13 protein-coding genes and 1 tRNA gene are annotated in these 14,712 nt (G+C 63.0%); 6 read left to right on the top strand and 8 right to left on the bottom strand.

The window, feature by feature from the left end; genetic code table 11:
- Nucleotides 1–63: 63 nt before the first annotated feature.
- From OOZ51_RS18495 to OOZ51_RS18470, 6 genes are all read right to left on the bottom strand, one after another.
- Nucleotides 64–996, bottom strand: coding sequence for a GGDEF domain-containing response regulator (locus OOZ51_RS18495; RefSeq protein ID WP_265981233.1), 933 nt, complete (start codon nt 994–996; stop codon nt 64–66).
- A complete protein-coding gene (locus tag OOZ51_RS18490; protein ID WP_265981232.1) occupies nt 993–4,307 on the bottom strand; it encodes a hybrid sensor histidine kinase/response regulator in 3,315 nt (1,104 codons plus the stop codon). The genes OOZ51_RS18495 and OOZ51_RS18490 overlap by 4 nt, the downstream gene beginning before the upstream one ends.
- Nucleotides 4,304–6,331, bottom strand: a complete 2,028-nt coding sequence (locus OOZ51_RS18485; protein ID WP_265981231.1) for a glycosyltransferase family 2 protein — start codon at nt 6,329–6,331, stop codon at nt 4,304–4,306. The genes OOZ51_RS18490 and OOZ51_RS18485 overlap by 4 nt, the downstream gene beginning before the upstream one ends.
- 147 nt (nt 6,332–6,478) lie before the next feature.
- Nucleotides 6,479–6,895: an NUDIX hydrolase gene (locus tag OOZ51_RS18480; protein ID WP_265981230.1), complete on the bottom strand. Its 417-nt coding sequence runs from the start codon at nt 6,893–6,895 to the stop codon at nt 6,479–6,481.
- The gene (locus OOZ51_RS18475) at nt 6,892–7,347 is read right to left on the bottom strand and encodes a DUF6314 family protein (RefSeq protein WP_265981229.1); all 456 of its coding nucleotides are present in this window, start codon (nt 7,345–7,347) and stop codon (nt 6,892–6,894) included. The genes OOZ51_RS18480 and OOZ51_RS18475 overlap by 4 nt, the downstream gene beginning before the upstream one ends.
- A 1-nt stretch (nt 7,348) precedes the next feature.
- A tRNA-Arg gene (locus OOZ51_RS18470) sits at nt 7,349–7,421 on the bottom strand.
- Nucleotides 7,422–7,565: 144 nt separating this feature from the next.
- Between OOZ51_RS18470 and OOZ51_RS18465 the strand changes: the two genes are divergently transcribed.
- From OOZ51_RS18465 to OOZ51_RS18455, 3 genes are all read left to right on the top strand, one after another.
- On the top strand, nt 7,566–8,330 hold the full coding sequence (locus OOZ51_RS18465) for a hypothetical protein (RefSeq protein WP_265981228.1): 765 nt from the start codon (nt 7,566–7,568) through the stop codon (nt 8,328–8,330).
- A 276-nt stretch (nt 8,331–8,606) separates the two neighbouring features.
- Nucleotides 8,607–9,053, top strand: a complete 447-nt coding sequence (locus OOZ51_RS18460) for a DUF7793 family protein (RefSeq protein WP_265981227.1) — start codon at nt 8,607–8,609, stop codon at nt 9,051–9,053.
- Nucleotides 9,043–10,563, top strand: a complete 1,521-nt coding sequence (locus OOZ51_RS18455; protein ID WP_265981226.1) for a putative bifunctional diguanylate cyclase/phosphodiesterase — start codon at nt 9,043–9,045, stop codon at nt 10,561–10,563. Before OOZ51_RS18460 ends, OOZ51_RS18455 begins: the two co-directional genes overlap by 11 nt.
- A 71-nt stretch (nt 10,564–10,634) precedes the next feature.
- Here OOZ51_RS18455 and OOZ51_RS18450 read toward each other — a convergent pair whose 3' ends face one another.
- Nucleotides 10,635–10,961: a hypothetical protein gene (locus tag OOZ51_RS18450; protein WP_265981225.1), complete on the bottom strand. Its 327-nt coding sequence runs from the start codon at nt 10,959–10,961 to the stop codon at nt 10,635–10,637.
- Nucleotides 10,962–11,131: 170 nt separating this feature from the next.
- Here OOZ51_RS18450 and OOZ51_RS18445 point away from each other — a divergent pair, with 170 nt between their 5' ends.
- Nucleotides 11,132–12,172 carry a hypothetical protein gene (locus OOZ51_RS18445; RefSeq protein ID WP_265981224.1) on the top strand — a complete coding sequence of 347 codons (1,041 nt, stop codon included), beginning with the start codon at nt 11,132–11,134 and terminating at the stop codon, nt 12,170–12,172.
- Between the two features lie 86 nt (nt 12,173–12,258).
- Nucleotides 12,259–13,047 carry a DUF998 domain-containing protein gene (locus OOZ51_RS18440; protein ID WP_265981223.1) on the top strand — a complete coding sequence of 263 codons (789 nt, stop codon included), beginning with the start codon at nt 12,259–12,261 and terminating at the stop codon, nt 13,045–13,047.
- Here OOZ51_RS18440 and OOZ51_RS18435 read toward each other — a convergent pair.
- A complete protein-coding gene (locus OOZ51_RS18435; RefSeq protein WP_265981222.1) occupies nt 13,016–13,642 on the bottom strand; it encodes a hypothetical protein in 627 nt (208 codons plus the stop codon). The two genes, OOZ51_RS18440 and OOZ51_RS18435, sit on opposite strands and share 32 nt — an antisense overlap.
- Before the next feature lie 33 nt (nt 13,643–13,675).
- On the opposite strand from OOZ51_RS18435, the gene OOZ51_RS18430 reads away from it, so the two are divergent.
- Nucleotides 13,676–14,518, top strand: coding sequence for an inositol monophosphatase family protein (locus OOZ51_RS18430; RefSeq protein WP_265981221.1), 843 nt, complete (start codon nt 13,676–13,678; stop codon nt 14,516–14,518).
- The last annotated feature ends 194 nt before the right edge of the window (nt 14,519–14,712 follow it).

Here is a 14,712-nt window from a genome sequence, read left to right as displayed (position 1 = left end):
AAAAAAGTGTCAGGCGTGACGTCGAGTTTTTCACTATGTGACGCTGATGGCGTCGTCGCCGCTTCAGCTTTGGGTGTGTTGCCGGACTTCCGGCGCAACTTCCACGCGGTTTCTGCCGGCAGACTTAGCTGCGTACAGGGCCATGTCGGCCTCCTTGAGGAGCCGTTCGCTGCTGACCCGATGGTCGGGAACGTAGGCCGAGACTCCAGCGCTCAACGTGAGGGTCCCCGTGGGATTCCCGGAATGCGCAATGCCCAGGCCGTGCACTGCCGCGAGGGCACGCTCCAGCCTCGTTTCTGCTCCGGACACCGTCTGACTCGGAAGCAGGAAAAGGAATTCCTCTCCGCCGAACCGGTAGATTCCATCGCTTTGGCGCCCTTGGCCGGCGAGGGAAGCCGCGACGGCCTGCAGCGCCAGGTCACCGGCTTGGTGGCCGTAGATGTCGTTGTAACTCTTGAAATTGTCGACGTCGCAGATGGCCAGGCTGTAGTCCGTCCCGTAACGAGCGCATTTGTGGTGCAGCTGCTCCAGATCCTCCGAGAGCTTCAGCCGGTTATGGAGCTTCGTCAAAGGATCGGTCCGGGCTTGCTCAGCAAGCGCAGCGCGGTAGCGCGCAAGGTCCGTGTGTAGCGAAGTAACCCTTTGCGCCACCAGAAGGCGGGTATGCAAGGCGAACGGGTCAAGCGGCTTGGCCACGTAGTCATCAGCACCGGCCTGCATCCCCGCGACGACGTCCTCACGTGAATCCTTCGAGGTGACAAGGACAAGATACGTGTAGGAGTCCTCTTCCGCGCTGCGGATGGAGCGGCAGAGCTCCAGCCCGTTGAGCCCCGGCATCATCAGGTCAGTCACGACCACCTGCGGGCGGTGTTGCCTGTACAGCTCCCAGGCAGAGCTGCCGTCCGCGGCCACGATGCACTCGTGGCCGGACTGCTCCACTGCTGCTTTCGCCACCAGGCGGGAACCGAAGTCGTCATCCGCCACCAGCACTTTCATGGGGCCACCGCCAAGGCGTCGTTCAGTGCTTTGTCAACAAGGGCCAGTTCGGCTTCAAGATCGGCGAGGAGGACGCGATCACCAGGCGCTCCGTCTGAAGAACCGTGTTCCATCTCCTCGCACATCCGGGCCGCGCGGGCGGCTCCAATGTTGGCTGCCGAGCCTTTCAATTTATGCGCCACCTGTCTGAAAGCATCTCCGCCTCCGCTGTCCAGAGCCTGGCGGAGTGCTTCCAGGCTTGGTTGAATGTCTTGCCGGAAGGCCTGTGCTGCGGCGTGCAGCAACCCCAGCCCGTCCGCCGAGCCGAGGGCTCGCAATGTTTCCAGCCTCGCGGGGTCGAGGGCAGGTTCGGTGCTTTCCTTCGCTGGTCTGGGTATCCACCGGGCGAGAACTTGGTTCAATTTGTCCATGTCCACCGGTTTGGTGAGATAGTCGTCCATGCCGGCGGCAAGGCAGCGGTCGCGGTCCTCATCCAGGGCCCCGGCGGTCATGGCAATGACGGGGAGCCTGCGGTGGTCATTTTGCCGTTCCCGAATGGCTTTGGTGGCCTCGAATCCGTCCATGACGGGCATGTGGCAGTCCATCAGGACCGCCGCGTACTTGGTCGCCCCAGTGGCGGCGACTGCCGCACTTCCGTCAGCGACGACGTCGGCCTCGTACCCCAACTTCGCAACCATGCTCCGGGCCACGAGCTGATTGACCTCGTTGTCCTCCACGATCAAAATCAGGCCGCGCGAAGGCTGGCTGATGGTGACGGGAACAGCGGGAGAAACGCTGGGAGCGCTGACTGGATGGGTCGCGACAAGGCGCATGAGCCGATCGTAGAATTCGGAGCTGCGCACGGGCTTCGTGAGCCATTCCTGAACCCCGGCCGCCACGAGTTCGGCTTTGTCCACGTTCATGGTGGACGTCAGCATAATGATCCGGATGGATTCCAACGCGACGTCGGTACTCAGTTTGCGCGCCAGCTCCAGCCCGTTCATGTGGGGCATGCACATATCGAGCACCGCGATGTCGAAGGGAAGTCCGGCGGCGGCTTCCTCGCGGCAACGGTCCAAGCCCTGTTGGGCATCGCTTACAGCCTCCGGTTTCATCCGCCAGCCCGCCAGTTGCCCTTCGAGCACCAAACGGTTGGTCGCGTTGTCATCCACCACCAGGACCCGGAGTCCCGTCAGTTGATCGGGAGAGATCGACGGCGGGGCGGCGGAAGGACCTGTCACTCCCAATGGAAGGGTGGCCCAGAAAGTGCTGCCATTTCCCAGGGAGCTGTCCACCCCGATCTCGCCGCCCATCACCTCTGTGAGCCGCCGCGAGATCGCTAGTCCCAAGCCGGTTCCGCCATACCGCCGGGTGGTGGAGGCATCGGCCTGTGAGAAGGACTCGAAGAGCCTGAGATGATCTGCTGCCTCGATCCCGATCCCGGTGTCACGGACTTCGAAGCGCACCCAGACGTTTGCGGGGTCCTTCTCCACGACCTTCACACTGATCACGACTTCCCCGGAGGGGGTGAACTTCACGGCATTTGAGGCCAGGTTGAGGAGAATCTGCCTGATGCGGCCGGCGTCGCCGACCAGCGTCGCCGGAACCTCTGGGCGGCAGTACGCGATGAGTTCCAGGCCCTTGGCTTGGGCGGCTTCCGCCAAGAGGGCTGCGAGCTCATCCACCAGGGTGCGCGGATTGAAGGGTGCGGGGTCCAGGTCGACCTTGCCCGCTTCGAGTTTCGAGAAGTCCAGAATGTCGTTGATCAGGGTCAGCAGGGCTTCGCCCGCCCCTTTGACGCCCTCGGCATATTGCCGCTGGGTTTCTTCCAAGGGGGTGTCCAGCAGCAAACCGGTCAATCCGATCACGCCGTTCATCGGTGTGCGGATCTCATGGCTCATTGTCGCCAGGAACTCCGACTTCAGGCGGCTGGCCTCCTCTGCGGCTTCCCGGGCGGTTTCCAATTCTGCCTGCGCGATCCTGCGTTCACTGATGTCCTGGGCTATCGCGGCGACTCCGCGGATGCCGCCGGTACCCCGGATCGGGGATAACGTCAGGGACACAGGAACGATGGAACCGTCCCCGCGGACCCGTTCTGTCTCGAAGCTGTGCGTTTCCCCACCGGCCGCGATCGCCGCGAGGAGGCCTTCTTCCTCGTCCCGGAGGTGCTCCGGGACGAGGAAGGAGACATGCCGCCCGATGGCCTCAGCGGCGCTGTACCCGTAGATCCGTTCGGCCCCCGGGTTCCAACTGGTGATGACGCCGCCCAGGGTCTTGCCCACGATGGCATCCGCCGATGAGTTGACGATCGCGCCCAGGCCTTCGAGTTCGGCCGTGCGCTGGGCAACCTTGGACTCGAGATCCCGTGTCAGGTTGATGTTCTCCAAGATCATGAGGATTTGGCGTGTGACCGCCAGCGCCAACACGGTAAGTCCCACGGTCTGGAGGAAGGGGTCGCTGGGACGCCCGACGCGTATTGGTGCCACCATGATGGCACCGAAGACGGGGCCATAGGGGAGGAGTTCTAGGGCCAGGGTGTAGAGGCGCCAATCAGTCCGGGGACGCGGAGCGTAGGGGACCAGCGGGGCGAGGGCGATCAGCAGGAACGCCCCGATCCAGCCTGCCGCCAGGGGTGTTCCGGTGAGCCCTGTGACGCCGTCTGAGGTCAGGTCCACGTAGGTACTGTCAGTGATCGCAAGGACCAGCAGCCCGCCACCCAGGCAGACCCACCTGAGGCGCTCCCCTGGTGCCCTCCGCATGGTGAGCATGAGGACTATGGAGACCATCACGATATCGGCAACGGGATAGGCAAGGCCGGTGAGATGGGCGAGGGTTTCCTGCCCTTCTGTCTTGTACATGGAACCGAGAACGGTAGCCCAGCTCATGAACAGCACTGCGGAGGCAATCACAGCGGCATCCAGGAGCCCGCGCAGGAAGGCAACCCGGGAAACCCGGGGACGCGGGAACAGGTAGAGGGCGATCGCGGCCGGAATCGAATAGCCGACGAAAGCGGCGTCGGCTATGGAGGGGTAGGGATAGTCATGGTCGAGAGCCAACCCATAGAAAGTCCAGATTGCTTGTCCGATTGTCCAGACCAATGTGGCAATGGCCATGACCCGCCACGCGCGCGAGCTTTCGTCTTTACGCCGTGCTGCCCAGGCACAACTGACTGTAGCGAGTAGCGCGGCCGCCAGGATGGCGAGATCCCCGGCGGACTGCGCCGTCGACGTCCCTTGATTTGCTCCGAGGACCACAGCCAGGGTGACCACCGCCGCCCCGACGGCAAGCACTTTCCAGACCAGTGCTGGCTTTCGCAAGCTGTACCCGCTCATGCCGACTCGCGTGCTGCAATGGCAGGAACACCAGCGGGAAAACCGGGCAGTGCATTATCGGGAGTGTGGAAAAGCCAGAGTGCCAGGCTTCGATAGGCGTTCCAGTCACCCTCGCGAACCTGCAGTGATGCCGTGCGGCCTTGCCTTGCCGTGGACCAGACCCGCACGATGTCCAAGGCAATCGGTTTGGCCCCAGGCAGGACCAGGTGAACGCGGCCAGCGTCCGGCAGCGCGTCGGCCTCCACTCGAACTGCGGCGCCGCCCATGGAGATATCAAGCAATTCGCCGGGGACACCCTCAACCACGATGGGCACGTTGATGGTGGCCCGGTGGGCGTTCCGTCGTGACGTGGCGAATTCGGCGGCTCGGATCCGGAGCGTTCCCAGAACGAGGACAACTCCGGCCAACACCAGCCACACGCCGGCGGCAATAGTGGAGCCCGGACTTGTCCGCCAGGGCACCCATCCCAGGACACCCGCGGCCGCGTAGAGAATGATCCCGGCCACGATGAAGATCAGCACAAGGAGGACCCGCGGGGCACGCCCGCGGAGTCGAAGTTCTGCAGCGCCTTTGGGAGTGACTTGAAACTCAAGGGTCTTGCGCGAGACGAGCCACCAGAGGCAGGCCATGCCAACCGGAACCCGGAAGATCCGCAGGGCGAACGCCGTCGGCCAATGGATCTGGTGGCGCATGAGTCTTTTGGCGCCCCACAAACGGACCCAGAACATGGCTCCAAAGGCGAGCGTGAACTCCAGTGGGTCGGCGGTCGAGGTCTGAGCTCCTGAGATCATCACCGCCATCGGAATAATGAACGCAATCAGGGTGGCAATGCCTTCCAGCCACCATAAGGTTCCGTTGAGGTATTCATGAAAGTTCCGCCAGGTCATCCAGCTCTTGGCGGCCCACAGTCGCTCGTAAGTAAGGATCTGCATCGCGCCCATGCCCCAACGGCGGCGTTGCAGCAGGTACTGATCGGCCGTTGCCGGGGCCAGGCCTACTGCCAGGGTTTGGTGGTGGTACACGGTCTTCCACCCGATCCGGATGAGCTTGAGGGTGGTGTGCATATCCTCGGTGATGGTTTCGGTGGCTACACCACCTACCTCACGAAGTGCCTTGACCCGGAGGAGGGATGTTGACCCGCACCAGAAAGGCCCCGCGCCGGGAACGTTGCGTGAGGGCATCAGGACGTTGAAGAACAACCCCTGCTCGCCGGAGATTCCATCGTCGTCGAAGGCTCCGGAGTTATAGAACGCCTGTGGACCTTGGACAAGGGCGATTTCCTCGTCGGCGAACCACCCCAAGGTGGCCGTCAGGAATGTCGGAAGGGGTACGTGGTCGCAGTCCAGCACGGCGATGATGTCGATTGGGTCTTTGCCGGCGGCTTCCTCGGCGGCCATCAGATCCAGCGCGTGGTTCATGTTGCCCGCCTTGGCATGATCGTGCTCGGCGCGGGTTACAAAGCGCGCGCCGAAGGATGCGCACATCTCTTCAACCCACGGGCGGGATCCGTCATCCAATACCCATGTCTCGTGGCTCGGTTGAAGGTCGCAGGCCGCGGCGATGGTAGGGGCAAGGACCTCCACCGGTTCGTTGTACGTGGGGATCAACACGGCGACCCTCATGCCATTGGGCGGTTCGGCTACCGGCTCCGGGGCATGACAATCGATGTTCCACAGCGTGATGGACTTCAGGACGAGCCCCAGGAGGGGGAGGGCCTCAAACGTCACCAGCGTCCAAGCGATGACAGGGTCCCAGCCGCCAAGCGGCATGGTGAACGTGATCCGCCAGGTCAGGTAGAGCAACAAAGCCGCGATCGAAGCTATCCCGCCAGTCCTCGCCATTCTGCGGGAACGCGGAGCCTCCGGCGCGGGAGAACCCAGTTGCGCCGCCCAAGCGGCGATTCCCGCAGCCGAGTAGGCCCTAACCTCGCGTGGAGTGTCACGGACTTGCGTCCGGCCTCCACTGACTTCTTCAGTGGCGCGCCCGTCTTCAGCGGCGCGCCGGCGCTGAACCATAGATTGCATGCGATCCCCCAGCTGGACCTGACAATGCAGCCTGTATCAAGTTAAAACAAACTGTGCGACCACTATAGTCAGTTCTCGCTCGATTTTCATGGAAGAACCGAGAAGTTCAGGCCCTGTTAGGTGCCGATTTTCCTCATGTGGGAAGCCTCATCTTTTCGCAAGCATCGGCAGGACATGGTCGGTCAGGAGCGGGGCCAGATCGTCAGGAAGTTCGGCAGCGAGGTCCAGCCAGCGGATCTCCGCGATTTCGGCCGAGGGATGGGCCTCCCAGGTACCTGGGGCGGTAAAGACGGTGGCCTCGATGTCCGTGGCGGCCTCATTGGCGGCGACGGCGAGCCAGCTTCCCAAGGGCTCCAGGTCTGCGGGGTCGATGGCGATTCCGACTTCCTCGGCCAATTCGCGCGATGCCGCCTGGGCCGCGGTTTCGCCGGATTCCGGCTTGCCTCCCGGGTGCATGAATTTCTCCGTGCCGCGCTTTCGAACCGTCAGCAGCCGCCCGGCGTCGTCGTAGACGCAGACCGCGCTGACTACGATCAGGTCCTTGGCTGGGCCGTCAGGGGTCATTGTTCTCTCCTCAGCTGCGATTCCAGCAACAGATCCTTGGCTGGTCCATGGACGTCCCAGGCGTAGCTAAAGGCATCCTGTCCGCCCCAGAGGTAGTTGACTTTGTAGTCATCAGGATCGCACCAGTGCCGGTCTTCATTGGCATGGCTGCCGAAGCTCATGCGGTGGAAGGGCTTGCCATCAGGGAAGTAGACGTCCATCGCGGCGGCCGAGTCCGAAGGCCGCAGGAGGTATTCGCGGAAGGCCGGGCCTGAGTGTGTGGGCCAGGTCATGGTGCCGTCTTCGCGAAGGAGGAGCCCGCCGTCGGGCGTTTCTGAATAGCGCACGACGCCGGTGAGCGCACCGCGGGTTCCGCTCGCCCTGTCCCACAGGGACCGATCCACGGTCCAACTGCCCAGCAGGTAGGCCCGCAGGTCTTGCGTCGGAGACGATGTGCGCGGCTGGTCTTTCAAGTGCCCTCGATTGGAATCGAACCAACGACACCGGCTTTAGGAGAGCCGTGCTCTATCCACTGAGCTACGAGGGCCTGTGCCCGTGCCGGAAGCTCCTGGGAGCCGCTGGCCGGGCACGCATACAAGCATACAAGCTGCCGGGGTAGCCGTTGAACACTGGCGGCCTCTGAACACCGACAGGCCGTCGCCTCTCCGCATGTGCCGCTAGGCTGGCCCGCATGGGAGATCAGATGACGGTGCCGGCCGCCCCCGGCGACTACCTGCCGGACCTGGCCTCGACCCGATCGATCATTGGCGGCTGGGCGCAGTTGAGCGTGGTGCAGTATTTCGTGGCCGAATCGGCAGTGATCGAAGCCTGGCGCGGGCCCGGGGCCTACGATCGCCGGACTGGTTTCATCAGCGACCTTGGCGCCATCAACTGCGGGATCTACGAGCACCGTGACATCTGTTCGCCGTTCCATCTGCTCATGAATGCGTCCTTTCTGGTGCAGGGCCTTGGAATGCTGTTCGGGGCGCTCCTGCTCAGCTCCGCGCTCCTGTGTATTGCGGCCCGTCCCGGTGTGCGGATCCAGCAAGGCGCCGCCTATCGCAAAGGGTGGACGTCCGCCGTCGCGGTCCGCGTTTTGACGGGCATCTCCGGGCTGGGAACCGTCGTTGTCGGATGTGTGCCCGAAGACCTTAGGTCTCCCTTGCACCTTGTTGGCGCACTCATGTTCTTCATCGGCGGAGCGTTCGCCCTGTTGCTCCTCGGACTGCTCTGGCTGCCGCACACGCCGATGAGTTGGTTCATTCTGGTGGCTGGAACGGTGTCGCTGGGCGCCCTCGTGATGGGCGGCGTGACCCGGATGGACGTTCCCGAACCGGGAACCTTGGAACGCCTGATGGCCTATCCGATCACCGTCGGATTTTGCGCTGCGGGGCTCGTGGTGGCGCAGCGGGTCCGGGAAGTACGACGGACAACGGCGCGGTTTGCAGGACGCTGAGTTTTCAGGGGTAGCCTCATGTCAATGGGAGGGCAGTCTGTGCATTATCATGAGTGCACTCACCGGAATGGCGCCGGGCTGAGGGTTCCACGCAGCTTGGCGCCGACTAGATTGATCGACACGGCAGAACATAGGACCCATGACTCATCAGCTTGTTCTGCGTCGTACGGGACACGCAGGCTTCATATTCCCCACAAAGGAAACATCCTACCTCCTGGTTCGTGCCTTTCGGGACCTTCGCGGGCTGATTGCCCGACGGCGGGAGGCCACACACCGATGAGCGCCCAGACACTGCCTGCCCAGGAATCCCGCCTCCCTGATGGTGCGCTTCATGCTTCTTCGGGAGCGGTCTCCAGCGTTGCGGACCAGATCACCGTGGACCTAGCGGAAGACGGCATCGTTGAGGTCACCCTCCCGCCCAACACTGTGGTCCGTTCGCCGGAAGCACGGGCTGCCGCCGCGGCCGTCTGTGCTGTTGCGGATGGACGGAGGCTGCCGCTCCTGCTGACAGTGACCGGCGTACTGTCAGTCACGAACGATGCGCGCCTAGGCTACACGAATTCCGTCGTTGTATCCGCCTGTGCCTTGCTGGGGGAGAGCCCCGTGGATCGGGTGATCGCGCATTACCTCCTGCGGGCAAGGTCGGACTCAGTTCCGGCGAGGTTCTTCACCTCCGAGGCGGAAGCCCGCGACTGGTTGATAGAGCACCACCGTGAATCATGAGTCCCAGGATCCTCGACTCCTTGCCCTGGTTGAAGGGGTAGTCCGGATTGCGGACGGCGACCTCAGCACCCGGATCCCCGTCTCTGGCCCGCGAGACGAGGTAGCTGCCGTCATCACCGGGATTAATCTCATGGCGGACGATCTTCAAGCCATCTACCAGGAACTCGAGGAACGGGTCGAAAACCGCACGGCAATGCTGCGCGAGGCCCAAATCGAACTTGAGAGGATGGCCCTCACGGATCCGCTGACCCAGCTGGCCAACCGCACTGCCCTCAACAGGGCACTGAGCCACGAGCTGGCGGAGTCCGAACGGGGAGAACTTCCACCCGCATTGCTCGTCTTGGACCTGAACTCGTTCAAGGGCATCAACGACACCCTGGGGCACGGCGCCGGTGATACTGTCCTGCAGGTCACTGCCAAGCGCTTGCTCGCGGCGGTCCGCGACGGAGACACGGTGGCCAGGCTTGGCGGGGACGAGTTTGCCGTCATGCTGCCAAAATCCAATGCGGCTCACGCACGTGGGGTTGCCAAAAGGATCCTCCGGGCAGTGGGCGAGAGCATCGAGATTGGCGAAGTCCGGATCATCTGCGGATCCAGCATCGGGCTCACGGTTGGCGAACCCGGGCAGTCAGTGGACGACCTCGTGATGGAAGCCGACACTGCGATGTATGCGGCCAAGGCCGAGCAGCGGAGCACTGTGAGGGTCTTCGAGCCCGCCTTGTTGTATGCACGCCGACTCCAAGGCCTCATGATCTCGGAGCTGCGTGAAGCCATCCGGACAGATCAGTTGATTCTCCATTTCCAGCCTGTTGTCGAGTTGAGTACGGGCCGGATTGAGGGCGCGGAAGCGCTGGTGCGGTGGAACCACCCCGACAGGGGATTGCTGATGCCGGATGCGTTCATTCCGCTGGCCGAGGAAACCGGCATCATCATCGATCTGGGCTATTGGGTCCTTCGCCAAGCAATGCGGCAATTGCGCGAGTGGCAGGACGGCCCGGGGGTGGACGAAGACTTCAGCATGCGGGTCAATATTTCAACAACTGAACTTCAAAGCCTCGACTTGATCGAGCATGTGCGGGAAGTGCTCGCCGAAACCGGAGTGGAAGCAGCAAGGCTGGTCATCGAACTCACGGAGTCGATGGCGGTGAACGGCAGCGACATCGACAAATACTCGCTGACCGGCCTCCGGCGCCTGGGGATCCGCTTGGAGATCGACGATTTCGGCACCGGCTATTCGTCCATCAGTTATCTACGCAACCTTCCCGTCAACGTGGTCAAGATTGACCGTTCCCTGATTCAGGGCCTGGGCACGGACGACAAGGAACGGGACTTTGTGGCGGCGGTTCTTCAGCTCATCCATGCCTGCGGAATGCAGGCAGTTGCTGAGGGCATCGAAACGGCTGACCAAGCGGCTGAGCTTTCCCGCCTCGGTTGTGCCAGCGGCCAGGGGTACTACTTCGGACGGCCCATGCCACCCGAGAAATTCGCGGAGCTGCTGCGCGGCGCCTGAACGGATTTGCGGCGGCAACAGAGCGCCAACAGAAAGGCACCGGACCTTGGTCCGGTGCCTTTCAGGTATTGCTAGTTGGACGGGGTGGAGTTGGGCCACCAGCCAGTGGCCTGAGGCGAACCCTGAGTGGTGGAGTTCGGCCACCAGCCAGTGGCCTGAGGCGAACCCTGAGTGGTGGAGTTCGGCCACCAGCCAGTGGCTTCTGCCGAGTTCTGGGCGAAGTTCGGCCACCAGCCAGTGGCTTCTGCCGAGTTCTGGGCGAAGTTCGGCCACCAGCCAGTGGCGATGGACGAGTCGTGTGAGGGACTCTCGCTGCTGGCGGAAACGGCTGCCGAGCCGGAAATTCCGGCAAGCAAGATTGCTGCGGCAGCAAGGAGAGCGGCGATAGTTCTTTTCATGCGGAAGCTCCTGATATGAGTGACTGATGCGACTGGAGTGAACGAAGTGAAGCATGCTCATTATAAGAGCAGCGACACGCCGTGTCATCAATGTTCGTCCGCACGGTGCAGAAACATGCTAAACGCTCACCGGAATCATCGGTGGAGGGTCTCAGAGACATAATGGACCCATGGGAGAAAAGAAGGTTGCGCCGTCGTACGCCGCCGCGGAACTGCAGTCGAGGGGGCACCGGGCCAGCCACGACTTCGCCAAGGCCGCCGATGGTGCGCGCTCGGCTGCTGATATTGCTCTTGACGAGGGCGATTCCACCGGATGGTGGAACATGACTTTCCTTCAAGCAGAGAATCTTCTTGACGCAGGTGACTTCGCTGCCAGCACTGCGCTGGCGAGGTCCCTTTCCGAGGCATCGTTGGCTGCGGCTTCACCCCAACACCGGGCCCGGGCACTCATCTTGATGGCGAATTCCCTGCGGGGTGAAGGACTCCTTGAGCTGGCCACCTCGGCTGCGGCATCGGCAGTTGGATTGGTCGATGATGACGCCGACATGGAAATCGACGTCCATGCCAGGCAGGCACTGATTGCCGCGTTTGGCGAGTCCGGCAAGCTGGAGGAGGCCTGGGAGGAGTGCTTGTCCCTCTCGGCAAGAATCTCGGATGAAATGGATGACCAGCTAGCCGGGAAAGCGTACTGGGTGATCGGCAATGTGGCCTTCCTTTGCGACAAGGTCGATGAAGGGCTCCACTACCATGAGCTTGCAGCGGAAACCTTTTCCCCTTCCCGGAACCTTGATGTCTGGGCCAAATTCAACAAGGCATCGGCAGCGATGAGGCTGGCCGCCGAAGTGGCAGATGCCGCCACCCTGCGGTGCATTGAACGGGCGGAGCTTGCCACGGATGTGGTGGGCGGCAACGAAGAGGAAATTCTCCTGCTTCGACTCAACCGAGCGCATTGGACCTACCTCGCGGGCGACGCTGGCGCAGCAATAAAGTTGCTGGACGAGCTCAGGGGCCGTGCTGACCAACTGCCCCCGCAGATGGCAGGCGAAATATTCCTCCTGATGGCCCGTGCCCAAGCCGATACCGGGAGCAAGCAGTCAGCAAGGCAAAGCCTGCTCGAAGCGGCTGACCGCTTCGACAAAGCCGGCGCCCACCAGCGTGCGCTCCAAGCCCGGGAGATGCTCGCCCCGGGAACCGGTCCGGAACACGAGTAACACCCGCGGACCGCGGGCTCCTTCGTTTCGGAGCGTCTTCCTCCCCGGGTCTTCGTTCCCGCTCCGCGGGCGGCTATTCTGGCGCTATGACGACGGCGGGCCCCCTGCGGGCCGGGGATCCTTTGTCCGAAGAACGTGGATTGCTGCCGGACCTCGCCGGAAGACGCGAGTTGGTGGGGGCATGGGCCTCCCTCAGCCTCGTCCACTACTTCATCGTTGAAGCCGCCGCCATGGCCGCTTGGCAAGGCACTCCTGGCTATGATCGCCGCGCCCATGTCATCAGCGACCTCGGCGCAGCCAAGTGCGGGCAGTTCAACGGCTATGAGGTCTGTTCGCCACTGAACTGGCTCATGAACGCCTCCTTCGTCCTGCAAGGCCTTGCTATGGTGCTAGGTGCCGTGCTGCTGAGCTCGGCGGTGTTGTCCGTGGCTGCGCAACCAAGGCAGCGCTACATCCGTTCCGGCCCTGGAAAGGTACCGTGGCTTGCTGCCGGTGCGGTGCGCGTGCTGGTGCTGGTGGCCGGCATCGGCCAAACCATCGTGGGACTGGTTCCGGAGGACACGGCTCTGGCCTGGCACTTGACGGGAGCGGGGCTGTATTTCATTGCGGGACCGCTGGCACTGGCATTGCTGGGCCTGGTATGGCTGCGACGCACCACGATGTCCTGGATGGTGCTGCTCTTCGGTGTGGTGTCCTTGGGCGCAACGATTTTCGTCCTTGCTTCGGCGCTGCGCGTGGACGAGCCCGGCGCCATCGAACGGACCATGGCCTACCCGATCATCCTCGGGCTCTCGCTCGTTGGCCTGGTGGTGGCGCGGCGAGTGCACCGGGAACGCAGGATCGTCAGGCGCTCTTTGAACGCCGACGCCCCATAAACACAGCCGCGCCGCCAGCCAAAAGGCTCAGCAGGAAAAGCACCCAGCCCAAGACGGTGAGCGTGGACGCCAAAGCCACCTGTCCGGCGTCGGGCACGGCAGATCCCAGCGCGGCGTCAACCGCCACGTTGCTCCACAAACGGACCACCGCGAACAGCAGGGGAGCAGCCCACAGAATCCAACGCAGTGACTTGCCGGCAACGTTGGTGCCGATGAGCAGAAGCCAGGTGAAGCCGAAGATCAGCGGAAAAAGGGTTCCGGCGGTTTTGTGGATGTAGCTGAGCTGGCCACGGGCGTCATCGTTCATCGCGGAGTGCAACTGCTGGACGTAATCCGTGGAGAATCCGCCAATGAGGGAATCAGGCATGGCCATGCCGCCCGACAACTGGGTCATCTGGTTCAGGGTCAGGAGATGCACGTACCAGAATAGGAAAAGGCTGGCCACAACCCCGGCGATCACCACGAGCTTTGCGTTGCTTTGCGCCTTCTCGGGAGATCGCTGCGTGGTGGGATTGACCACGGACGGCAAATGGTGCTGCGGGACGGCAGCGTTGGCGCCGTGCTTCTTGATGCGTTGGGCAGGGGTCTTGGCCATATGAATCATTATCCCGCCACATAAGCTGGACTCATGACCACTGGCAGGCACTCCGCCACAGAACTTGACCCATCGCTGGACGACTACGAACTGGCTGCTGCCCTGGTCCGGGAAGCCGGGCAACTTGCCCTGCTGATGCGGATGGGCGGGTTGCAGGGAGAACGCAAGACCTCGGTTTCGGACGTGGTGACCGCCGCAGACCATGCGGCTGAGGCCTATGTCCTTGAGCAGCTGCGCCGCTGCCGTCCCGACGACGGCATCCTTGGCGAAGAGGGAAGCTCGGTGGCAGGAACCAGCGGCCGCATGTGGGTGATCGACCCCGTGGACGGTACCTACAATTTCCTGCACGGCTCCACGTACTGGTGCTCCGCGATCGCCTTGAAGCACGAGCGGCCGGCATCGCACGGCGTCGCGTCGGATCCCGACGTCATCCTCGGAGCAATCTACCAGCCCGAGTTGGACAAGCTCTGGATTGGCGGGGAAGGCCACCCCGCGACGCTCAACGATGAACGGATTTCCGGACCATCGGGGGCGGCCCTCAGCGAACTCGGCGCCGCCACCTACATTCACCCCAAGTGGCTTGCCGATCCTCGCGCCGCCATGCCGTGGCACGCCGCAGCGGTGTCCACTGCCTCGCTCCGCATGTTCGGATCCGGCTCCTGCGATCTCGGCAGGGTGGCCGACGGCGAACTGGGCTGCTGGTTCCAACACAGCTGCCCCGAGTGGGACTGGCTCCCCGGCAAGGCGATCGTTCGTGCGGCAGGCGGGGACACCGACGTCGTGCGAGTCAATGGCCTCGATTGGTTCATTGCGGGAGGCCCGACGGCGGTCCGCGAGTTGCGCGCCGCGCTCACCTCGGTGCCGCAATTCACGTGAGCATGCGCTCTCCTTGGTGCCAGGAGTGGACATAGTGCTCCGGTTCCCCTGAGCATGCGCTCTCCTTGGTGCCAGGAGTGGACATAGTGCTGCTATGTCCAATGGTTCAAACGAGGAGGGGGCATGTCCACTCGGAGGTGGTGTAGGAGTTCGGGCTGCTGTGGTCATTCCGCGCCGGGGCTTTCCTGAGCATG

The organism is Arthrobacter rhizophilus, from assembly GCF_026241105.1.
Lineage (GTDB): Bacteria > Actinomycetota > Actinomycetes > Actinomycetales > Micrococcaceae > Arthrobacter.
The sequence above is the reverse complement of the archived record's forward strand: the minus strand, read 5'-3'. Positions and strand labels throughout refer to the sequence as shown.

What these genes read in the sequence shown, in the direction of transcription:
- OOZ51_RS18495 (WP_265981233.1), bottom strand. Translation starts at nt 996, where the DNA reads ATGAAAGTGCTGGTGGCGGATGACGACTTCGGTTCCCGCCTGGTGGCG.
- OOZ51_RS18490 (WP_265981232.1), bottom strand. Translation starts at nt 4,307, where the DNA reads ATGAGCGGGTACAGCTTGCGAAAGCCAGCACTGGTCTGGAAAGTGCTT.
- OOZ51_RS18485 (WP_265981231.1), bottom strand. Translation starts at nt 6,331, where the DNA reads ATGCAATCTATGGTTCAGCGCCGGCGCGCCGCTGAAGACGGGCGCGCC.
- OOZ51_RS18480 (WP_265981230.1), bottom strand. Translation starts at nt 6,895, where the DNA reads ATGACCCCTGACGGCCCAGCCAAGGACCTGATCGTAGTCAGCGCGGTC.
- OOZ51_RS18465 (WP_265981228.1), top strand. Translation starts at nt 7,566, where the DNA reads ATGGGAGATCAGATGACGGTGCCGGCCGCCCCCGGCGACTACCTGCCG.
- OOZ51_RS18460 (WP_265981227.1), top strand. Translation starts at nt 8,607, where the DNA reads ATGAGCGCCCAGACACTGCCTGCCCAGGAATCCCGCCTCCCTGATGGT.
- OOZ51_RS18450 (WP_265981225.1), bottom strand. Translation starts at nt 10,961, where the DNA reads ATGAAAAGAACTATCGCCGCTCTCCTTGCTGCCGCAGCAATCTTGCTT.
- OOZ51_RS18445 (WP_265981224.1), top strand. Translation starts at nt 11,132, where the DNA reads ATGGGAGAAAAGAAGGTTGCGCCGTCGTACGCCGCCGCGGAACTGCAG.
- OOZ51_RS18440 (WP_265981223.1), top strand. Translation starts at nt 12,259, where the DNA reads ATGACGACGGCGGGCCCCCTGCGGGCCGGGGATCCTTTGTCCGAAGAA.
- OOZ51_RS18435 (WP_265981222.1), bottom strand. Translation starts at nt 13,642, where the DNA reads ATGGCCAAGACCCCTGCCCAACGCATCAAGAAGCACGGCGCCAACGCT.
- OOZ51_RS18430 (WP_265981221.1), top strand. Translation starts at nt 13,676, where the DNA reads ATGACCACTGGCAGGCACTCCGCCACAGAACTTGACCCATCGCTGGAC.